The organism is Bradyrhizobium sp. SZCCHNRI20481, from assembly GCF_032485055.1.
Lineage (GTDB): Bacteria > Pseudomonadota > Alphaproteobacteria > Rhizobiales > Xanthobacteraceae > Bradyrhizobium.
Genome location: NZ_JAUEUE010000013.1, coordinates 1 through 17,427, shown reverse-complemented (window position 1 = coordinate 17,427; position 17,427 = coordinate 1). Strand labels below are relative to the sequence as shown.

The 17,427-nt window shown below is 67.4% G+C and carries 15 protein-coding genes; 11 read left to right on the top strand and 4 right to left on the bottom strand.

All coding sequences use genetic code 11. From position 1 onward, the window contains the following. Nucleotides 1-28: 28 nt before the first annotated feature. On the bottom strand, nt 29-454 hold the full coding sequence (locus QX132_RS21375; RefSeq protein ID WP_316162799.1) for a nuclear transport factor 2 family protein: 426 nt from the start codon (nt 452-454) through the stop codon (nt 29-31). A gap of 95 nt (nt 455-549) precedes the next feature. Here QX132_RS21375 and QX132_RS21370 point away from each other — a divergent pair, with 95 nt between their 5' ends. Continuing rightward, nucleotides 550-1,482 (top strand): LysR family transcriptional regulator, encoded by a 933-nt coding sequence (locus QX132_RS21370; protein ID WP_316162798.1) that lies wholly within the window; start codon nt 550-552, stop codon nt 1,480-1,482. 434 nt (nt 1,483-1,916) lie between these two features. Further along, complete coding sequence (locus QX132_RS21365) at nt 1,917-2,186, top strand: DUF2798 domain-containing protein (protein ID WP_315738327.1); 270 nt, start codon at nt 1,917-1,919, stop codon at nt 2,184-2,186. Between the two features lie 445 nt (nt 2,187-2,631). Here QX132_RS21365 and mutY read toward each other — a convergent pair whose 3' ends face one another. Continuing rightward, a complete protein-coding gene (mutY, locus tag QX132_RS21360) occupies nt 2,632-3,735 on the bottom strand; it encodes an A/G-specific adenine glycosylase (protein WP_316162797.1) in 1,104 nt (367 codons plus the stop codon). Between the two features lie 125 nt (nt 3,736-3,860). On the opposite strand from mutY, the gene QX132_RS21355 reads away from it, so the two are divergent. The 9 genes from QX132_RS21355 to QX132_RS21315 all read left to right on the top strand — a co-directional run bounded on the left by QX132_RS21355 (nt 3,861) and on the right by QX132_RS21315 (nt 14,174). Next, nucleotides 3,861-4,340 carry a DUF721 domain-containing protein gene (locus QX132_RS21355; RefSeq protein ID WP_315738329.1) on the top strand — a complete coding sequence of 160 codons (480 nt, stop codon included), beginning with the start codon at nt 3,861-3,863 and terminating at the stop codon, nt 4,338-4,340. A 118-nt stretch (nt 4,341-4,458) separates the two neighbouring features. After that, nucleotides 4,459-5,115 (top strand): DsbA family protein, encoded by a 657-nt coding sequence (locus tag QX132_RS21350; protein WP_315738330.1) that lies wholly within the window; start codon nt 4,459-4,461, stop codon nt 5,113-5,115. A gap of 243 nt (nt 5,116-5,358) precedes the next feature. Next, nucleotides 5,359-8,823 (top strand): chromosome segregation SMC family protein, encoded by a 3,465-nt coding sequence (locus tag QX132_RS21345; RefSeq protein WP_316162796.1) that lies wholly within the window; start codon nt 5,359-5,361, stop codon nt 8,821-8,823. 63 nt (nt 8,824-8,886) lie between these two features. Beyond that, nucleotides 8,887-9,873: a small ribosomal subunit Rsm22 family protein gene (locus QX132_RS21340; RefSeq protein ID WP_315786785.1), complete on the top strand. Its 987-nt coding sequence runs from the start codon at nt 8,887-8,889 to the stop codon at nt 9,871-9,873. A gap of 145 nt (nt 9,874-10,018) precedes the next feature. After that, nucleotides 10,019-10,447 (top strand): hypothetical protein, encoded by a 429-nt coding sequence (locus QX132_RS21335; RefSeq protein ID WP_315738333.1) that lies wholly within the window; start codon nt 10,019-10,021, stop codon nt 10,445-10,447. A gap of 189 nt (nt 10,448-10,636) precedes the next feature. Next, nucleotides 10,637-11,194, top strand: coding sequence for a LemA family protein (locus tag QX132_RS21330; protein ID WP_315738334.1), 558 nt, complete (start codon nt 10,637-10,639; stop codon nt 11,192-11,194). A 33-nt stretch (nt 11,195-11,227) separates the two neighbouring features. Continuing rightward, a complete protein-coding gene (locus tag QX132_RS21325) occupies nt 11,228-12,424 on the top strand; it encodes a M48 family metallopeptidase (protein WP_316162795.1) in 1,197 nt (398 codons plus the stop codon). Nucleotides 12,425-12,687: 263 nt separating this feature from the next. Next, complete coding sequence (locus QX132_RS21320; protein ID WP_009025709.1) at nt 12,688-13,449, top strand: hypothetical protein; 762 nt, start codon at nt 12,688-12,690, stop codon at nt 13,447-13,449. A gap of 56 nt (nt 13,450-13,505) precedes the next feature. Then, nucleotides 13,506-14,174, top strand: a complete 669-nt coding sequence (locus QX132_RS21315) for a hypothetical protein (RefSeq protein ID WP_315738336.1) — start codon at nt 13,506-13,508, stop codon at nt 14,172-14,174. A 16-nt stretch (nt 14,175-14,190) separates the two neighbouring features. Here QX132_RS21315 and QX132_RS21310 read toward each other — a convergent pair whose 3' ends face one another. Both QX132_RS21310 and QX132_RS21305 read right to left on the bottom strand, forming a co-directional pair. Then, a complete protein-coding gene (locus QX132_RS21310) occupies nt 14,191-14,730 on the bottom strand; it encodes an adenine phosphoribosyltransferase (RefSeq protein ID WP_315738337.1) in 540 nt (179 codons plus the stop codon). 156 nt (nt 14,731-14,886) lie between these two features. Beyond that, nucleotides 14,887-17,049: an anthranilate synthase component I gene (locus QX132_RS21305; RefSeq protein ID WP_316162794.1), complete on the bottom strand. Its 2,163-nt coding sequence runs from the start codon at nt 17,047-17,049 to the stop codon at nt 14,887-14,889. Nucleotides 17,050-17,427 lie beyond the last annotated feature (378 nt).

Here is a 17,427-nt window from a genome sequence, read left to right as displayed (position 1 = left end):
ACCCTCCTTGAATTCAGGCATCGTCGCATCAACCCGTCTGCCTGAGCGCAGCCGGAAACGGTCCCAGCACCGCTTCCGTCAGCGCCGAGTCGCAGTATTCACGGATCTCGACGATGCGCCCCTCGTGCAGCCGATAGATCAGGCAGTAGTCGTTGTTGTAGGGCCGTCCGGCCCTGGTGCGCATCTCGCCCTTGGCCTCGACCACGACGAGGTCGTCATCCGCGATGAAGCGCAGCGGAATGGCGCGGCGTCCCTCCGCCAGCAGGCTGTTGAGATGGCCATGGAGATTGCGCAGCAGCGCCTCCTTGCTTCTGATCGTCTGCGACCACGAATATTGTCCCGTGATCACCATCGTGACGTCGTCGGCGATGGCCGCGACATAGGCCGCGCGGTCGCCAGCCGCGGCCTTGGCGAGCAGGTCCTGCATCAATTGCTTGTTGGCGCTTGCGGTCATGTCATCTGTCTCCGATCTCCTCTGCAACGGAGCGAAGCATGACGGGTGGCGGCGCATTCTTCCAATCGATATCGGATATGATATCAATTCGGCCCATGAATTTGGCCGCGCTCGACCTCAATCTGCTGGTGGCGCTCGACGCACTGCTCCGCGAGAGCAGCGTCAGCCGGGCTGCGCTGCGGATCGGACTGTCCCAGCCGGCCACCAGCCACGCCCTGCAGCGGCTGCGCGACTTGCTCGGCGATCCCCTGCTGGTCCGCACCGGCGCGCGGATGGAGCTGACCCCGCGCGCCCTTGCGCTGCAGGCCCCGCTCGCCCAGGCCCTTGATCAGGTGCGCGGCCTGTTCACGCCCGACGCGTTCGACGCTGCACGGAGCGAACGCCAATTTCGCCTGATGATGCCTGATCTCGCGGTCGAGCTGCTGATGCCGTCGTTGATGGCCAAGGTGACGCGCGCCGCGCCCAACCTCCGCATCGACGTCGTGCCTTGGCGAGGCCCTGCGATCTTCCACGCCGAGTTCGCCCGCACCATCGACATGGTGATCTCGATCGGCAACGCCTTCAAGGGCTTCCATCGCCAGTTGCTCTACACCGACAGCGATGCGCTGGCGGTGCGGCGCGGTCACCCGGTCGGCAGGCGACTGAGCCGGCGAGACGGCTTCCTGGCCGCCCGGCATGTCGCGGTGGTGCTGCGCGGCCAAAGCGAGGACCTGATCGATGGCTGGCTGCGCAGCAAGGGCTGGGAGCGGCGGATCGCGCTGGTCGTGCCGAGCTACATCGAGGCGCTGCATGTCGCCGCGCGCACCGATCTCGTCGCCTTCGTGCCGCGCCGCCTGATCGCGGCGCTGGCGCAGGCCTTGTCGCTGTCAACCGTCGCGCCGCCGCTCGATCCTGGCATCGACGAACAATACATGTTCTATCCGACCAGGGCGCAGGTCGAGCCGGGGTCGATCTGGCTGCGCACGCTGATGCTGGAAACGGGCCGCGAGCTCGGCGGCGCGCCAGGACGTCCGACGAAACCGACATGAGCGGACGCCGGCGGGCGCCCGCGCGTTCTCCTCCGTCAGGCCGCCAACAGCAAAATGCGTTGATACAGTCGAGGTCGCGCAGGGTAGGCAAAGCAGCCGCCCGGCAGGGCGGCTGCGTGCCCACCGTGACGCTGCGTACTCCGCGTCAGATGGTGGGCACGGCGCGCGATCGAGCGCAGTCTGCGGTGAATACGGTGATGCGCGCCTTTGCCCACCCTACCCTCCAAACCGGCTAGCGCAGCAGCGGCATGAATTCCGGCTCGTTCAGATTTTTGGCTGGCGTCCGCCTTGTTGTCAGGCTATCAGACGCCCGCTGCGCGGATGCGCACCGTAAGCGTCTCACGTCAGGCAACGCATTCAACGGATCGGCTCGATCCGGAGGAATGCAGGATGCGTTGCCCGTGATCGACCGATCGAATTCCGGAACTGCTATCATGAATCCACCTGGTGAACGGCGCGCGCGCAGAAAACTGCCCGCGCGCTATGCAGCCGTCGTCATGCCGCTGACACTCTCGGTGCTGATGACGTTCGTCGTGTCGGCGATCGCCACGCTGAAGAGTCTTGGACCGACGCCGGCGTTCATCGCGACCTGGCCCGCAGCGTGGGGCATCTCCTGGCTCGTCGCGTTCCCCACGCTGCTCGCTGTTCTGCCGCTGGTACGGCGGATCGTGGCGCTCGTGGTGGAGACGCCCAAGCCGAATTAAGCGAAAGCAGCGGGGCCGCTCAACTGCGGCCCCGCTTCAACGGCGATCGGTCTCTCTTGGTCATGCAGGCCGCTTTTTGAGCCGTGAATCCGCCTCATCCACCGCTGTCGTCCCGGACAAGCCGCGGCGCGCACCAGCGCGGCGCGTCGTCGATCCGGGACCCATGCTCCGCGGCCGTCGTGATGGGCAGAATGCCAATGACCGGTGTGCCTCAAACCACTCCCTGTGGGTATGGGGTCCCGGCTTTCGCCGGGACGACGGCGGAGCATATTGATAGCGTTGCCGAAGGGTGGGCAAAGCAGCCGCCGAAGGCGGCAGCGTGCCCACCGTCTCGCTGCGCACTCGCTGTCGCGATGGTGGGCACGGCGCGGGTGACATCTCGCTGAACTCATCAGCAGCGTGGCGCGCCTTTGCCCACCCTACAAACTACACGCTCAGCGCGCCCTCACTGCCCCAGCCCGTGCGCGACGACCTTGCGCATGACGTTGGGCAGCGCCTCGCCGTCGAGGGTCGCGATCGGGACCCAGCGCATGCCGTCCGGCGCGCGCGTCCGGGCGGGCACACGCGCCGTGTAGACCACGAGTTCCAGCGGGAAATGGGTGAAGACGTGGGTGACGACGCCGAGCTTGCGGTGCCAGCGCTTTACGCCGGCCAGCTCGGGCGCCTGGGCGAGCGCGTCGGCATCGTCCTGCCCGGCCAGCCATTCCGAGCCGGGGACCTCGGTCATGCCGCCGAGCAGGCCCTTGGCGGGGCGGGAGCGCACCAGCAGCTCGTCGCCTCGGACGACGACGAAGGCGGCGCCGCGCCGGAGCGTGCCGGTCTTCTTGGCGGCCTTGCGCGGGAACGTGTCCTGGTCGCCGCGCTCGCGTGCGGCGCAGTCCTCGCTCAAGGGACACAGCGAGCAGGCCGGCTTCTTCGGCGTGCAGATGGTGGCGCCGAGATCCATCAGTGCCTGCGCGCTGTCGCCGGCGCGAGACGGCCCGAGCAGGGTCGCCGCGAGCGCCTGGATCTGCGGCTTGGCCTGCGGCAAGGCCTCCTCCACCGCGAACAGCCGCGACACCACACGCTCGATGTTGCCGTCGACCGGCATGGTCAGCCGATCGAACGCGATCGCGGCGATGGCGGCCGCGGTGTACGGACCGACGCCGGGCAGCGCGCGCAGCCCCTCCTCGGTGTCCGGGAACGCGCCGCCATGCTCGCGCAGCACGGCGACGGCGCAGGCATGCAGGTTGCGCGCCCGCGAATAATAGCCGAGGCCGGCCCACATCCTGAGCACGTCGTCGAGCTCGGCGCCGCCGAGCGCCGAGACATCCGGCCAGCGCGCCAGGAATTTCTCGAAATACGGCCCGACCGCCTTCACCGTGGTCTGCTGCAGCATGATCTCGGACAGCCAGACGCGATAGGGATCGGAGCGCTGCCCGGCCGGCGCGCGCCACGGCAGCCGCCGGCGGTGGCGGTCGTACCAGGCGAGCAGTTGTGCGGGGCGCTCGGCGGAGCCGTGATTCTCGGGTCGGCTCTTGCGCTTGGAAGGAAGGGCTGATGACACCATTGGCTTAATCTAGTACGTCAGGAGCCATCGTCGCCCGCTGGACCGCAGTCTCGTCTGCGGCATCCACGGCTTTCTTCGAGCCCCGGCGGCTCGGACGGGCGGCAGACCACGAGAAGCCTGTATCGATGGCAAAGCCCGGCCGCCTCACCGCAAAGCCATTGTCGCTCATGATGGGCGACGTGCTGTCGGCCGCCTATGCCAAGCAGGGGTTTGCCGCGCGCGAGCTGGTCACGCGCTGGCCGGAGATTGCCGGGCGCGAGATCGCCGAGCATGCCCAGCCGCTGAAGATGCAATGGCCGCGACCGGTCGAGGGCCAGCCGCAGGAGCCGGCGACCTTGATCCTGCGCGTCGAGGGGCCGATGGCGCTGGAGATCCAGCATTCGTCGGACGTGATCCTGGAGCGGGTCAATCGCTTCTTCGGTTGGCACGCTGTGGGCAAGCTGGCGCTGCGCCAGGGGCCGCTGTTGCGCCCCCCGGTGAAGCGCCGCCCGGTGCCGCCCGATCCGAACACGGTGGCGAAAGTCGCGCAGACCCTGACCGCCATCGAGGACGACGCCCTGCGCGACGCCCTCGCCCGGCTGGGCGCCGCCATCAAGCGAAATTGACGCTTCCCGTTTGATCCCGGTTTGCGGCCCGGCATTGCCTCAAGCTGGGTTTCAAGCTAGCGAAAAGCCGAGTTACGAGTGTTTCAGGCGCGAGATGCGCCCATTCCGGAGCAGAGCCTTGATCATCACCCGCCGCGCCTTCACCGCAGCCTTGTCGCTGACCGGCCTCGCCGCTCTGGCGGGCCTGTCCCCGCTGCGGCTGATCTCGGACGCCATGGCCCAGAGCGCCACCGATGTCGCCAAGCCGGTGTCGCTGCCGGACATGGCGATCGGGCCGGCCGACGCCGCCGTCACCATCACCGAATATGCCTCGATGACCTGCCCGCATTGCGCCGCGTTCAACGCGACCGTGTTCCCGAAGCTGAAGGCCGAATACATCGATACCGGCAAGGTGCGCTACATCTTCCGCGAGTTCCCGCTCGACATCAAAGCCGCGGCCGGCTCGATGCTGACGCGCTGCATCGCCAATGGCGACGCGCAGAAGTATTTTGCCGTCACCGACATGCTGTTCCGCTCGCAGAACGACTGGGTGGTGAAGAACACCACCGAGACGCTGACCCGGATCGGCAAGCAGGCCGGTCTCAGCCAGCAGCAGGTCGAGGCCTGCCTCAAGGACCAGGCGCTGCTCGACAAGATCGCCGCCGACCAGAAATATGCGAGCGACATTCTGAAAGTCGATTCGACGCCGACCTTCTTCATCAATGGCGAGAAGATCAAGGGCGAGACTTCGATCGAGGAGTTTCAGAAGAAGATCAACCCGCTTCTGAAGAGCTGATTCGAATCACTGAGTCCTCAAAGACACAGCGCGGCCCCTCAATGGGGCCGCTTCTGTTTCGTGGGCCGTTCGCCACGAGAAAGCCTTGGAAAAGCAGGGCCGGCGGGTTGCCCTGGGGACCGGCCCTCGCCATTGTCCCGCCCTCAGAATGGGGCGCCAGGGCGACTCAGTCCACATTGACATTGCCTTCCATGGTATTGTCGGGGCTGGGAGATTCGTCTCCCGCCAACAGAGAATCTGTGCATGAAACTCACCCGTCTTCGTCTTCACGGTTTCAAGACGTTCGTCGAACCGACTGACTTCGTGATCGAACCCGGCCTCACCGGCGTCGTCGGTCCGAACGGCTGCGGCAAGTCGAATCTGGTCGAAGCGCTGCGCTGGGCGATGGGCGAGACCTCGCACAAATCGCTGCGCGCCGCCGACATGGACGCGGTGATCTTCTCCGGCTCGAACACGCGTCCGTCGCGCAACCACGCCGAAGTGGTGATGACGATCGACAACAGCGATCGCACCGCGCCAGCCGCCGTGAACGATCGCGACATTCTCGAAATCTCGCGTCGCATCGAGCGCGAGGCCGGCTCGGTCTATCGCATCAACGGCCGCGACGTGCGCGCCCGCGACGTGCAGATCCTGTTCGCCGACGCCGCCACCGGCGCGCGTTCGCCCGCCCTCGTCCACCAGGGCAAGATCGGCGAAATCATTCAAGCGAAACCTGAGCAGCGCCGCCGCGTGCTCGAAGACGCCGCCGGCGTCGCCGGCCTGCATGCGCGCCGCCACGAGGCCGAGCTGCGATTGAAGGCGGCCGAGACCAATCTGCTGCGCGTCGAGGACGTCATCGGCCAGCTCTCCGGCCAGATGGAAGGCCTGCGCAAGCAGGCGCGCCAGGCGATCCGCTACCGCGAGGTCGCGGCCAAGGTGCGCAAGGCGGAAGCCACCCTCTATCACATGCGCTGGATGGGCGCGCATGCCGATCTCAACGACGCCGCCCATGTGCACGACGTCGCCGTGCGCGAGATGGCCGAGCGGACCCGCGAGCAGGCCGAGTCGGCCCGCATCCAGGCCATCCGCTCCTCGCATCTGCCGGCGCTGCGCGAAGCCGAGGCCCGCGCCGCGGCGACGATGCAGCGGCTGAAGAACGCCCGCGACCTGCTCGACCGCGAGGAGCTGCGCGCCAAGGAGCGCGCCGGCGAGCTCGATCGCCGCCTGATGCAGCTCACCGCCGACGTCGCCCGCGAGCAGCAGCAGAACCAGGACGCGCAGGTCGCGCTGCAGCGCCTGGAGACCGAAGACGCGGAGCTGAAGGAAGAGATCAAGGCGCGCGTCGAGATGCGCAGCGGCGTCGACGAGCGCGTCGCCGAGGCCGAGGCGCTGCTTGCCGAGACCGAGCGCCAGTTCACCGAGCTGACGACGCAGCTTGCGGACCTCACCGCCCGCCGCAACCAGCTCGAAGCCAACGTTCGCAGCCACCGCGATCGTCTCGCCCGGCTCGACCAGGACATCGCCAATGTCCGCGCCGACGAGGAGCGGCTGGCGCAGGAGACCGCCCATCTCGGCGATCTCGACACGCTCGCCGCCTCGCTCGAAGCGGCCGAGGAGGCCGAGGCGCAGGCTGAGGCCGCGGTGCAGACCAACGAGTCGGCGCAGGCCAATGCACGGCAGAAGCTCGAAGCCTCGCGCGCCCCGCTCGCCGAGGCCGAGAAGCGCGCGCAGCGGCTCGAGACCGAGGCCCGCACCATCTCCAAGATGGTCAACAGCGAGACCAAGAATCTGTGGCCGCCGATCATCGACGGCGTCACGGTCGCCAAGGGCTATGAGAAGGCGCTCGGCGCCGTGCTCGGCGACGACCTTGATGCGCCGGTCGACGCGTCCGCGCCGATGCATTGGACCGTGGCCGGCGCCGAGGTCATCGACCCCGCGCTGCCGGACGGCGTCGAGCCGCTCGCGGCCTATGTCCAGGCGCCGCCGGAGCTGTCGCGCCGTCTGGCGCAGATCGGCGTGGTGTCGCGCGAGCGCGGCGCCCAGCTGGTGTCGCAGCTCAAGACCGGCCAGCGGCTGGTGTCCTCCGAAGGCGACGTCTGGCGCTGGGATGGCTTCATCGCCGCGGCGCATGCGCCAACCGGCGCGGCGCGTCGCCTGGCCGAGCGCGCCCGCCTGATCGACATCGAGGCCGAGCTGGAGCAGGCACGCATCGATGCGACGAACAAGCGCCAGGCGCTCGAGAGCGCCGAGGCCGAGGTGAGGGCCGCGACCGCCGCCGAGAGCGCCGCGCGCGAAGCCTGGCGCGCCTCCCAGCGCGAGGTGAACTCCGCGCGTGAGCGCCACGCCAATGCCGAGCGCGAGATCAACCGCCATTCGGCGCGCAAGTCGGCGCTGGTCGAAGCCTCGACCCGCCTCGCCCATGACCGCGCCGAGATCGCCGAGCTGCACCAGAATGCGCTGGAGGCGATCGAGGAGCTGCCGGCGACCAACGAAGCCGACGGCCGTCTTGCCGCGGTGCGGGCCGAGATCGAGACCAAGCGCCGCGCCGCGGCGCAGGTCCGTGCCGAGGCCCAGGCGCTGGCCCGCGAGGCCGAGCTCGCCGACCGCCGCGTGCAGGCAATCATCAGCGAGCGCAACGACTGGTTCAACCGCATCCGCGGCGCCGGCTCGCAGATCGCCACCATCGAGGCGCGCATCGCCGAGGTGAAGGACGAACGCGCCGAGCTCGAGAACGCGCCGGAGATCTTTGCCGAGAAGCGCAGCGCGCTGATCGACGAGCTCGGCATTGCCGAGGGCGAGCGCCAGGTCGCTGCCGACGCGCTGGCCGAAGCCGAGATGGCGATGGGCGACACCGATCGCGCCGCCAAGGCGTCGCTGGAAGCGCTGTCGAAGTCGCGCGAGGCCGCGGCCCGCGCCGAAGAGCGGCTCGAAAGCGCCAAGCGCCGCGTCGGCGACGTCGAGCGCGAGATCCACGACATGCTCGAATGCGAGCCGCAGGCGGTTGCCGCCATGGCCGAGATCGGCCCGGACACGCAACTGCCGCCGCTGCACGAGATCGAAGAGACCCTGGAGAAGCTGCGGCGCGACCGCGAACGGCTCGGCGCCGTCAATCTGCGCGCCGAGGAAGAACTCACCGAGGTCGAGGGCTCGCACACCGCGCTGACCACCGAGCGCGACGACCTCGTCGAAGCCATCAAGCGGCTGCGCCAGGGGATCCAGAGCCTCAACAAGGAGGCGCGCGAACGGCTGCAGTCGTCGTTCGAGACCGTCAACGACCACTTCAAGCGGCTGTTCACGGAGCTGTTCGGCGGCGGCGAGGCCGCCCTGCACCTGATCGAGAGCGACGACCCGCTCGAGGCCGGCCTCGAGATCATCGCCAAGCCGCCGGGCAAGAAGCCGCAAACGCTGTCGCTGCTGTCGGGCGGCGAGCAGGCGCTGACGGCGATGGCGCTGATCTTCGCGGTGTTCCTCACCAACCCCTCGCCGATCTGCGTGCTGGACGAGGTCGACGCGCCGCTCGACGACCACAACGTCGAACGCTTCTGCAACCTGCTGCACGAGATGAAGGGATCGACCGAGACCCGCTTCATCATCATCACCCACAACCCGATCACCATGGCGCGCATGAACCGGCTGTTTGGCGTCACCATGGCCGAGCGCGGCGTGTCGCAGCTGGTGTCGGTCGCACTCGACGAGGCCGTGAAGATCCTCGACCAGCAGGTGGCGTGATCTTGCTCCGTCATTCCGGATCGCCGCAAGCGCGGCGCCCGGACTGACGCGCGGAGAGGACCGATGATCTCTCCTGATCTGCCCGCAGCGCTGAAGGCATCCCTCGAAGCCAGGCTGCACGGGCAGTCGCGGCAGGAGGCCGCCGCCCGCGCGGCCCGCATCTCGGATTCCTATCGCAGCGGCGGCAATTCGGGGACGATCACGAGCGAAGCCGACGCGATCGCCTATGCCGTCGTGCGGATGCCGGCGACGTATGCAGCGGTGGTGGCCAGCCTGAATGCCGTGATGCAGGCGAGCCCGGACTTCGCCCCGGCCTCGCTGCTCGATGTCGGCGCCGGTCCGGGCACCGCAAGCTTCGCTGCGGCGGACGCATTCCCGTCGCTGGCGTCTTTCGCCGCCATCGATTCCAATCCCGCCTTGCGCACGCTCGCGCTGGCGCTCGCTGGCGACGCGACACGCATCCGCGACCTCGACTACGCGCTGGGCTCGGCGCGAGCGCTGCTCGAGCGCAGCACGGGCGCCGATCTCGTCATCGCCAGCTACATGATTGGCGAACTGAGCGACGCCGAACGCCCGGGCATCATTGATGCGCTGTGGACGAGGACCGGCGATACGCTCCTGATCGTCGAACCCGGCACGCCCGCCGGCTATCAGCGCATCATCGCGGCGCGCGACCGCCTGATCGCGTCCGGAGCCCACATCGCCGCCCCCTGCCCGCACGCCGCGGCGTGTCCACTGATCGCACCGGATTGGTGCCATTTCGCCCAGCGGCTGGCGCGCTCGCGGGCGCATCGCGAGCTCAAGGGCGCGGACGTTCCGTTCGAGGACGAGAAGTTCAGCTTCATTGCCCTCACCCGCAAGCCCGCGACGCATCGGCCCGCCGCACGCGTGCTGGCGCCGCCGGCGGTCACCAAGGTCGGGGCAACCGCGAAGCTGTGCCAGGCGGATGGTGCCGCCAGGGTCGTCAGCATCCCCCGCCGCGACAAGCCCGCCTTTGCCGCCGCGCGGCGCTGGGACTGGGGTGACGGCGTGGAGCCGCCAGGTTCGTAGATACCTCGGCCGGCGCCCCATGGTTAACGGTGGGTCGTATTCGTCTCTCATTTTCGCGATTTCGCGAAACCGGCGAGAAATCCGCGCTTGCTACGGTGAGCTGCAACAGGCGCTGAAGGCGCTGCTCACAAGGGAACGCGTTTCGATGTTCAGGACGATGATGATCACCGCCGCACTGCTGGCTTCGGCAGGAACGGCCCTGGCAAACAGCCACGGTGGTGGATCCTCGGCACCGCCCCCGCCGAAGCAGGAAGGCCCGCCGGCCAAGGCCATCGTCGGCAAGAACGGCCCCGTCCTGGTCGATCCCAAGGGGATGACGCTGTACTACACCGAGCGCGACAACACCGGGAACAAATCGACCTGCGACGGTGCCTGTGCCGAGAAGCGGCCGCCGCTGATCGCACCCGACAACGCGACCGCCAGCGGCGACTTCACCGTCATCACCCGCAGCGACGGCAAGAAGATGTGGGCCTACCGCTACCGTCCGCTCTACACCTCGCAGCTCGACAGCGCCCCGGGCGATATCAAGGGCAACGATCCCACGCAGCAATGGCGGGTCGCCCGTCCCTATTGAGCCCTGCGCATCACTGCCTCCGGCGCCCATTCGGTCGCCTGGGCGCCCATCGAACGGACCGGTCAGCCTCAAGCGACTTGAACGGGCATCCCCCCTAGTGCGACCAATGCACGCCGGTCCACCTGCGGACCGGCGGCGCCGTCGCGTGGCGGCCGCCTCGTCCTCCTGCCCTCTCCCTCGGAGCCCGTCATGTCCGGCTGGATCGTCCTCGGCATCATCGTCATCCTCGTACTGTTCGCCCTTGGCGCCTACAACCGGCTGGTCGCCCTCAGCCAGCGGGTCGGCCAGGCCTTTGCCGACATCGACGTCCAGCTCAAGCTGCGCCACGACCTGATTCCGAACCTGGTCGAGACCGTGAAGGGCTACGCCGCGCATGAGCGCGGCACCCTCGACGAGGTGATCAAGGCCCGCAATGCGGCGATGTCGGCGCAGGGCCCGGCCCAGGTCTCGGCCGCCGAAGGCCAGCTCTCCGGCGCGCTCGGGCGCCTGATCGCGCTGTCCGAGGCCTATCCGGACCTCAAGGCCAACGCCAACTTCCAGCAACTCGCCGGCGAGCTCTCCGACATCGAGAACAAGATCGCCGCCAGCCGCCGCTTCTTCAACAACGCTGTGCAGGAATACAATACCAGCATCCAGCAGATGCCAGCGGCGCTGTTCGCCGGCACCTTCGGCTTCACCCGCAAGGAATTCTTCGATCTCGGTACCAGCCGGGCCGAGGTCGAGGCCACGCCGAGCGTGAAGTTCTGAGCCAGCGCCTTCGCGCCTGAAGGGCCCGAAATCATGGCCGCCTATGGTCTCTACACCCACATCGCATCGAACAAGACCCGTTCGATGCTGCTGCTCGGCGGCCTGTTCCTGCTGATCTACGTGCTGGTGTTCGCCGGCGCGCTGATCGCGGAGGTCATGATCAACGGCAATGGCAGCGTCGCCTATTACATGCAGGCCGCTACGCGCGACCTGATCAAGGCGTTGCCCTGGGCCACGATCGGCGCCGCGGCCTGGATCGTCATCGCCTATTTTTTCCATCAGAAGATGATCGACGCCGTGACCGGCGGGACGGCCGTGACCCGCCAGGAACAGCCGCGGCTCTACAATCTGCTCGAGAATCTCTGCATCTCGCGCGGCATCACTATGCCGCAGCTGAAGGTCATGGACAGCCCGGCGCTGAACGCCTTCGCCACCGGCCTGAATCCGCGGCAATACGCCGTCACCGTCACGAGCGGTCTTCTGAACGCACTCGATGACCAGGAGATCGAGGCGGTGCTCGGCCACGAGCTCACCCATATCCGCAACGGCGACGTGCAGCTGATGGTCGTGGCCGTGATCATCGCCGGCGTCGTCGGCTTCTTCGGTGAATTGTTCTTCCGCCTGTTCACCAACATGAGCTGGGGCGGCGGCTGGGGTCGCTCGTCGTCGTCGTCCTCCTCGTCCGACTCCGACCGCAAGGGCTCCGGCGGCGGGGCCATCATCGTCGTGATCATCGCGGTGGTGCTGATCGTGGTGGCCTGGCTGCTGTCCCAGGTGGTCAAGCTGGCGCTGTCGCGCACCCGCGAATACCTTGCCGATGCCGGGTCTGTCGAGCTGACCAAGAATCCGGACGCCATGATCAGCGCCCTGCGCAAGATCGAGGGTCGTGGCGAGCTGCCCGGCGCCACCTCCGCCGTCATGGAATTGTGCGTCGACAATCCGCGCGAGGGTTTTGCCGATTTGTTCGCCACCCATCCCTCGGTCGACTCCCGCGTCCAGGCGCTGATCAAGTTCGCCGGCGGCCATGATCCGGGCCCGCTGGCGCTGCCGTCCGACGGGAGAGATACCGATACCGGTGACGAGCCAGCCGACGGCACTGCGCCACCGCCGCTGCCCCCGGCCGGCCCGTGGGGCGATGCCGATGGAGGGGGTAAGTCGCCCGGCAGCGGGCAAGCCGCCCCGGAAGGCCCCTGGACGACACCTGCTGCAGGCCCATGGGGCCGGCATTAGGACCAGCCGCTGCGGCGCAGTTCGAGCCCCGATCGCGCGCAGCGCGCAATCATCCCGGCATTCGCTCTCAAGTGTTTCGGCGCGAACCGGACGTTTCGGCTGGAACGGGTCCGATTGCGCCGATCTGTTGCCGCGAAGGCGCAAATTTCCCCGGTCCCGTGCTGCAATGAATTTGAATTCTCCAGCGTTTCTGCCATGTTCGCGCCCAAAGCAGAATGCAAAGCGCCGGCCCCCTGGCCGGCCTCAGGGCTGAAGGATTTTCCATGGCGAAACCGGCAGTGGTTGTGGTGGGTGCGGACAAGGGCGGGGTCGGCAAGACCACGGTATCGCGGACGTTGCTCGATTATTTCAGCGCCAACAACGTCCCGACCCGGGCGTTCGACACCGAGCATCCGCGCGGCACCCTGAAGCGCTTCCACCCCGAGATCACCGAGATCGTCGACATGAATTCGACGCCGGACCAGATGAAGATCTTCGACACCTTGAGCGCGGTGGCGCCCTCGGTGACCGTGATCGACGTCCGCGCCGGCCTGATGTCGCCGACGCTGGCGGCGCTGCGCGACATCGGCTTCCTCGACGCCGCCCGCTCCGGCCAGATCACCTTCGCGGTGTTCCACATCCTGGGCTCGTCGATCGCCTCGCTGGACGAGATCGCGGAGACGGCAAGCTACATGATCGGCGCGAAGTACTTCCTGGTGAAGAACTTCATCAACAACACCAGCTTCTTCGAGTGGGACCAGTCGACCTACAATTCCTACTTCCACCGCATCAAGGATGCGACCGAGCTGACCATCCCCAAGCTCAACGAGATGGCGTTCGAGCAGGTCGAGGTCGCCTCGGTGCCGTTCCTGAAGTTCGTCGCCAACAAGGGTCCGCGCGACGAGGCCGCCAACTACTCCTTCGTGCTGCGCGGCTATGTCCGGCATTGGCTCGCCAATGTCTGGAGCGAGTACGACCGCATCAAGCTGACCGACATCGTCGGCTCGACCAAGGCGGCGGCGCCGCGGCCGGCCGGGGAAAAATAGCAGCCCCGTGAAGGATGGGACTTTATCGCAACCGCATTTGACCTGATATAGGTCTGATGCCCGCAACGCCCGTCTACATCGTCTGCTCGCCCCGGCCGCAGTCCGGGAAGACGCTGCTTGCGCGGGTGCTGAGCGAGTTCCTGCTGCTCAAGAACGGCCAGGTGCTCGCCTTCGACGTCACCTTGCGCGAGCCGTCGCTGCTCGACTTCCTGCCGCAGATCACGGAGACCGCGACGATCGAGGACACCTACGGCAAGATCCAATTGATGGATCGCGTCATCCTCAACGACGGCATCGCCAAGGTGATCGACCTCGGCTACTACTCGTTCGACGAGTTCTTCAAGATGTCCGAGGAGATCGGCTTTTTGAAGGAGGCCTCACGGCGGAACGTGGTCCCGATCGTTCTGTACTGCGCCGAGGGCGACCGGGTGTCGATGCGCGCCTACGACGCCCTGCGGCGACAGATCCCGCGACCTCAGCTGATCGTGGTCGAAAACGACCACGTCCTGCGCGAGGAGCTCCCCGACCTCTACAGCCGCGGCAAGCATCTGCGCATTGCCGCCCTGCCCGCGTTCCTGAGGACCTATATCGAGCGCTTCTCGTTCTCCTTTACCGGCTATCTGCGCCAGGAGAAGGACCCGTCCACCGAGCTCTATCAATGGATCCGGCGCAACTACTATGCGCTGCGCGAGATCGAGAACGAGCTCCTGATGCAGCGGTCCTGACGCCGCCGCGCGCTTCTCAGTGCCCCTCGAAGGAGATCAGCGTGCGCACGGGCACGTCGAGCGCGCGCAGCTTGGCGGCGCCGCCGAGATCCGGCAGGTCGATGATGAAGCAGGCCGCCACCACGGTGGCGCCGATCTGGCGGAGCAGCTTCACCGCGCCCTCGGCCGTGCCGCCGGTGGCGATGAGGTCGTCGACCAGGATCACGCGCTCGCCGGGCTCGACCGCGTCGACATGCATCTCCATCTCGTCGGTGCCGTATTCCAGCGCATAGGACATGCTGACCGTCTTGTGCGGCAGCTTGCCCTTCTTGCGGATCGGCACGAAGCCGGCCGAGAGCTGATGCGCCACCGCGCCACCGAGGATGAAGCCGCGCGCCTCGATGCCGGCGACCTTGTCGATCTTGGAGCCGGCCCAGGGATGCACCAGCTCGTCCACCGCGCGACGGAACGCGCGCGCGTCCGCCAGCAGCGTCGTGATGTCCCGGAACAGGATGCCCGGCTTCGGATAGTCTGGAATGGTGCGGACCGTATTCTTGATGTCCAGATCGAACGTCATCGTGCTCTCATCCACTCTGTTTATGTGCCGTCATTGCGAGCGAAGCGACGTGTCCGCCGAAGCCCACTCGGGCGAAGGCGGAAGCAATCCAGGGCCGCGAAAACAACTCTGGATCGCTTCGTCGCTCACGCTCCTCGCGATGACGGCAACCACCTTTCACCCCGGCTGATTGAGCCGGAACGCATTCTCCACGATCCTCAAACCCACGGCATCGCCGAGCGACATCAGCGACTCCGGGTGGAACTGCACGCCGCCGACCGGCAGCGTCTTGTGCTCGATCGCCATCGCCACGCCGTCCTCGGTCGCTGCGGTGACGGTCAGCACCTCCGGCATGCTGTCGCGCTCGACGAACAGCGAATGGTAGCGGCCGATGACGATCTCGTTCGGCAACCCCTGCATCAGGCGTCCGCCGCGCACCTGGACCCGCGACGGCCGGCCATGCGCCGGTTGGGCGAGCTGGCCGAGCTGACCGCCAAAATACTCGCCCATCGCCTGCACGCCGAGGCACACGCCGAAGATCGGCAGCTTCTTCGCGAGCGCCGCATCGATCGTCGTCGAGATCTTGAAGTCCTCGGGGCGGCCCGGTCCGGGCGACAGCACGATGAGATCCCAGCTGCGCTCGGCCAGCATCTTCAAGGCATGGACGTAACGCACCACGGTGACGTTGGCGCCGACCTGGCGGAAATAGTCCGCCAGCATGTGCACGAACGAATCGTCGTGGTCGATCAAGAGCACGTTCTTGCCGGAGCCGGTGGCGTCCGGCGCGGTCGAGGACAGCGGCTTCGGCGGATCGCCGCGCAGCGCCTGGAAGAGGGCCGCCGCCTTGACCTGGCACTCGCGATCCTCGGCCGCGGGGTCGGAATCGAACAGGCAGGTCGCGCCGACGCGGACCTCGGCGAGCCCGTCCTTCATGCGGATGGTGCGGATGGTGAGGCCGGTGTTGATCGAGCCATCGAAATTCACCGCGCCGATGGCGCCGGCATACCAGCGCCGCGGCGAGCGCTCATTGTCCTCGACGAACTGCATCGCCCACAGCTTCGGCGCGCCGGTCACGGTGACCGCCCAGGCGTGCGTCAGGAATGCGTCGAGCGCGTCGAAGCCCGGCCGCAGCATGCCCTCGACGTGATCGACGGTGTGGAACAGCTTGGAGTAGGTCTCGATCTGCCGGCGCGCCAGCACCTTGATGGTGCCGGGCACGCAGATCCGCGCCTTGTCGTTGCGGTCGACGTCGGTGCACATGTTGAGCTCGAACTCGTCCTTCTCCGAGTTCAGGAGCTGGCGGATCTGCTCGGCATCGCCGATGGCGTCGCGACCGCGGGCGATGGTGCCGGAGATCGGACAGGTCTCGACGCGGCGGCCATCGGAGCGGACGAACATCTCGGGTGAGGCCGAGACCAGGAACTCGCCGTCGCCGAGATTCATCAGCGCGCCATAGGGCGACGGATTGATCCGGCAGAGCCGCTGGAACACTTCCGCCGGCGAGCGCTCACAGGGCTCGGCAAACAGTTGGCCGGGCACCGCCTCGAACAGGTCGCCGCGGGCAAACGCCGCGCGGGCCTTCTCGACCGTCGCCTGGTACTCGCCGGGCGCGTGATCGGCAAAACCCTGGCGCGGCTCCTTGAGATAGACGCTGGCGTCGGTGTCGCGCGGCAGTCCTGCCGTCGACTGGCCGTTCCAGGAAAAATCATAGGAAAGAACGACGCCGCGGCCGGTGGCGCGGTCGTAGGCCAGGAGGCGATCCGGCACGTAGAGCACGATGTCGCGCTGGTCCTTCTCGCGCGGCCGCTTCTGCAAGAGGTCCTCGATCTGGAACACGAGGTCATAGGCGAAGGCGCCGAACAGGCCGAGCAGCGGATCGTCATTGGCCGACAGCACAGCAATCATCGCCCGCACCAGCGACATCACGCTGGCGCGGCGGGTGCGCTGGTCCTCCTCGACCGGGGCAGGCCCGCGGACGATGTGCCCGGCGAGCCGCGCAGGCGAGGCCTCGGTGATGACCACGCAGGGCTCGCGCAGCGTGTCCTTGAGGAACGCGATCAGCACCTCGCCGCGACGATTCAGCGCCTGCAGGGTGAAGGTGGTGCCCTTGGTCTCGAGCACCAGCGGCGGATCGGCAAAGCCGAGATCGAAGCTCTCGTAGCGGCCGGGCACGGTCGTGCCCGAGGACAGCACCACGCCGCGGCGGCGGTCGAGCAGGTCGATCAGGTCATCGAGCCGGCTGGCGCCACCGGAAAACTGCTCGACGGCGCGCGTGATCGCGAGCCCGCTGGAGGTGCGGTAGTCGCTGCGGGCCGGAAGGGCGAAAACGGTCCTGTTCATGGGGTCCTCTTACGGAATTTACCGAGGAAACGCCACACAGGACCAACCGGAAGCCGCCGCTGCGTGGCGGCCCCTAAGCGATTGGATGTCAGACAAATCGCACCGGCCACCTTTTACAAGGTGCGCCACCAGAGACGGGCTGGGCGGACAACGGTGCTCATGGCGCGGAACTGACCACGCGGGACGGCCGCGGTCAAGGGCGGGAGGGCCACAGTCGGGGTTGGCGGAGGTGGCATGCTTATCATTCCCGCTCAGAACCCTCGGCTTTCGAGCACCGCGCGAAGTGCCGGCCCGACTGCCACCCTCCCCCTTGCGGGCTACGGGATTCCCGGTTTTATGCTTTGGGTTGCAAGTAGATAGCCTTCAAGCATTGCAGCG

Excerpts from the sequence above, each read along its gene's own strand:
- QX132_RS21375 (WP_316162799.1), bottom strand. The coding sequence starts at position 454 with ATGACCGCAAGCGCCAACAAGCAATTGATGCAGGACCTGCTCGCCAAG.
- QX132_RS21370 (WP_316162798.1), top strand. The coding sequence starts at position 550 with ATGAATTTGGCCGCGCTCGACCTCAATCTGCTGGTGGCGCTCGACGCA.
- QX132_RS21365 (WP_315738327.1), top strand. The coding sequence starts at position 1,917 with ATGAATCCACCTGGTGAACGGCGCGCGCGCAGAAAACTGCCCGCGCGC.
- mutY (WP_316162797.1), bottom strand. The coding sequence starts at position 3,735 with ATGGTGTCATCAGCCCTTCCTTCCAAGCGCAAGAGCCGACCCGAGAAT.
- QX132_RS21355 (WP_315738329.1), top strand. The coding sequence starts at position 3,861 with ATGGCAAAGCCCGGCCGCCTCACCGCAAAGCCATTGTCGCTCATGATG.
- QX132_RS21345 (WP_316162796.1), top strand. The coding sequence starts at position 5,359 with ATGAAACTCACCCGTCTTCGTCTTCACGGTTTCAAGACGTTCGTCGAA.
- QX132_RS21340 (WP_315786785.1), top strand. The coding sequence starts at position 8,887 with ATGATCTCTCCTGATCTGCCCGCAGCGCTGAAGGCATCCCTCGAAGCC.
- QX132_RS21335 (WP_315738333.1), top strand. The coding sequence starts at position 10,019 with ATGTTCAGGACGATGATGATCACCGCCGCACTGCTGGCTTCGGCAGGA.
- QX132_RS21330 (WP_315738334.1), top strand. The coding sequence starts at position 10,637 with ATGTCCGGCTGGATCGTCCTCGGCATCATCGTCATCCTCGTACTGTTC.
- QX132_RS21325 (WP_316162795.1), top strand. The coding sequence starts at position 11,228 with ATGGCCGCCTATGGTCTCTACACCCACATCGCATCGAACAAGACCCGT.
- QX132_RS21320 (WP_009025709.1), top strand. The coding sequence starts at position 12,688 with ATGGCGAAACCGGCAGTGGTTGTGGTGGGTGCGGACAAGGGCGGGGTC.
- QX132_RS21315 (WP_315738336.1), top strand. The coding sequence starts at position 13,506 with ATGCCCGCAACGCCCGTCTACATCGTCTGCTCGCCCCGGCCGCAGTCC.
- QX132_RS21310 (WP_315738337.1), bottom strand. The coding sequence starts at position 14,730 with ATGACGTTCGATCTGGACATCAAGAATACGGTCCGCACCATTCCAGAC.
- QX132_RS21305 (WP_316162794.1), bottom strand. The coding sequence starts at position 17,049 with ATGAACAGGACCGTTTTCGCCCTTCCGGCCCGCAGCGACTACCGCACC.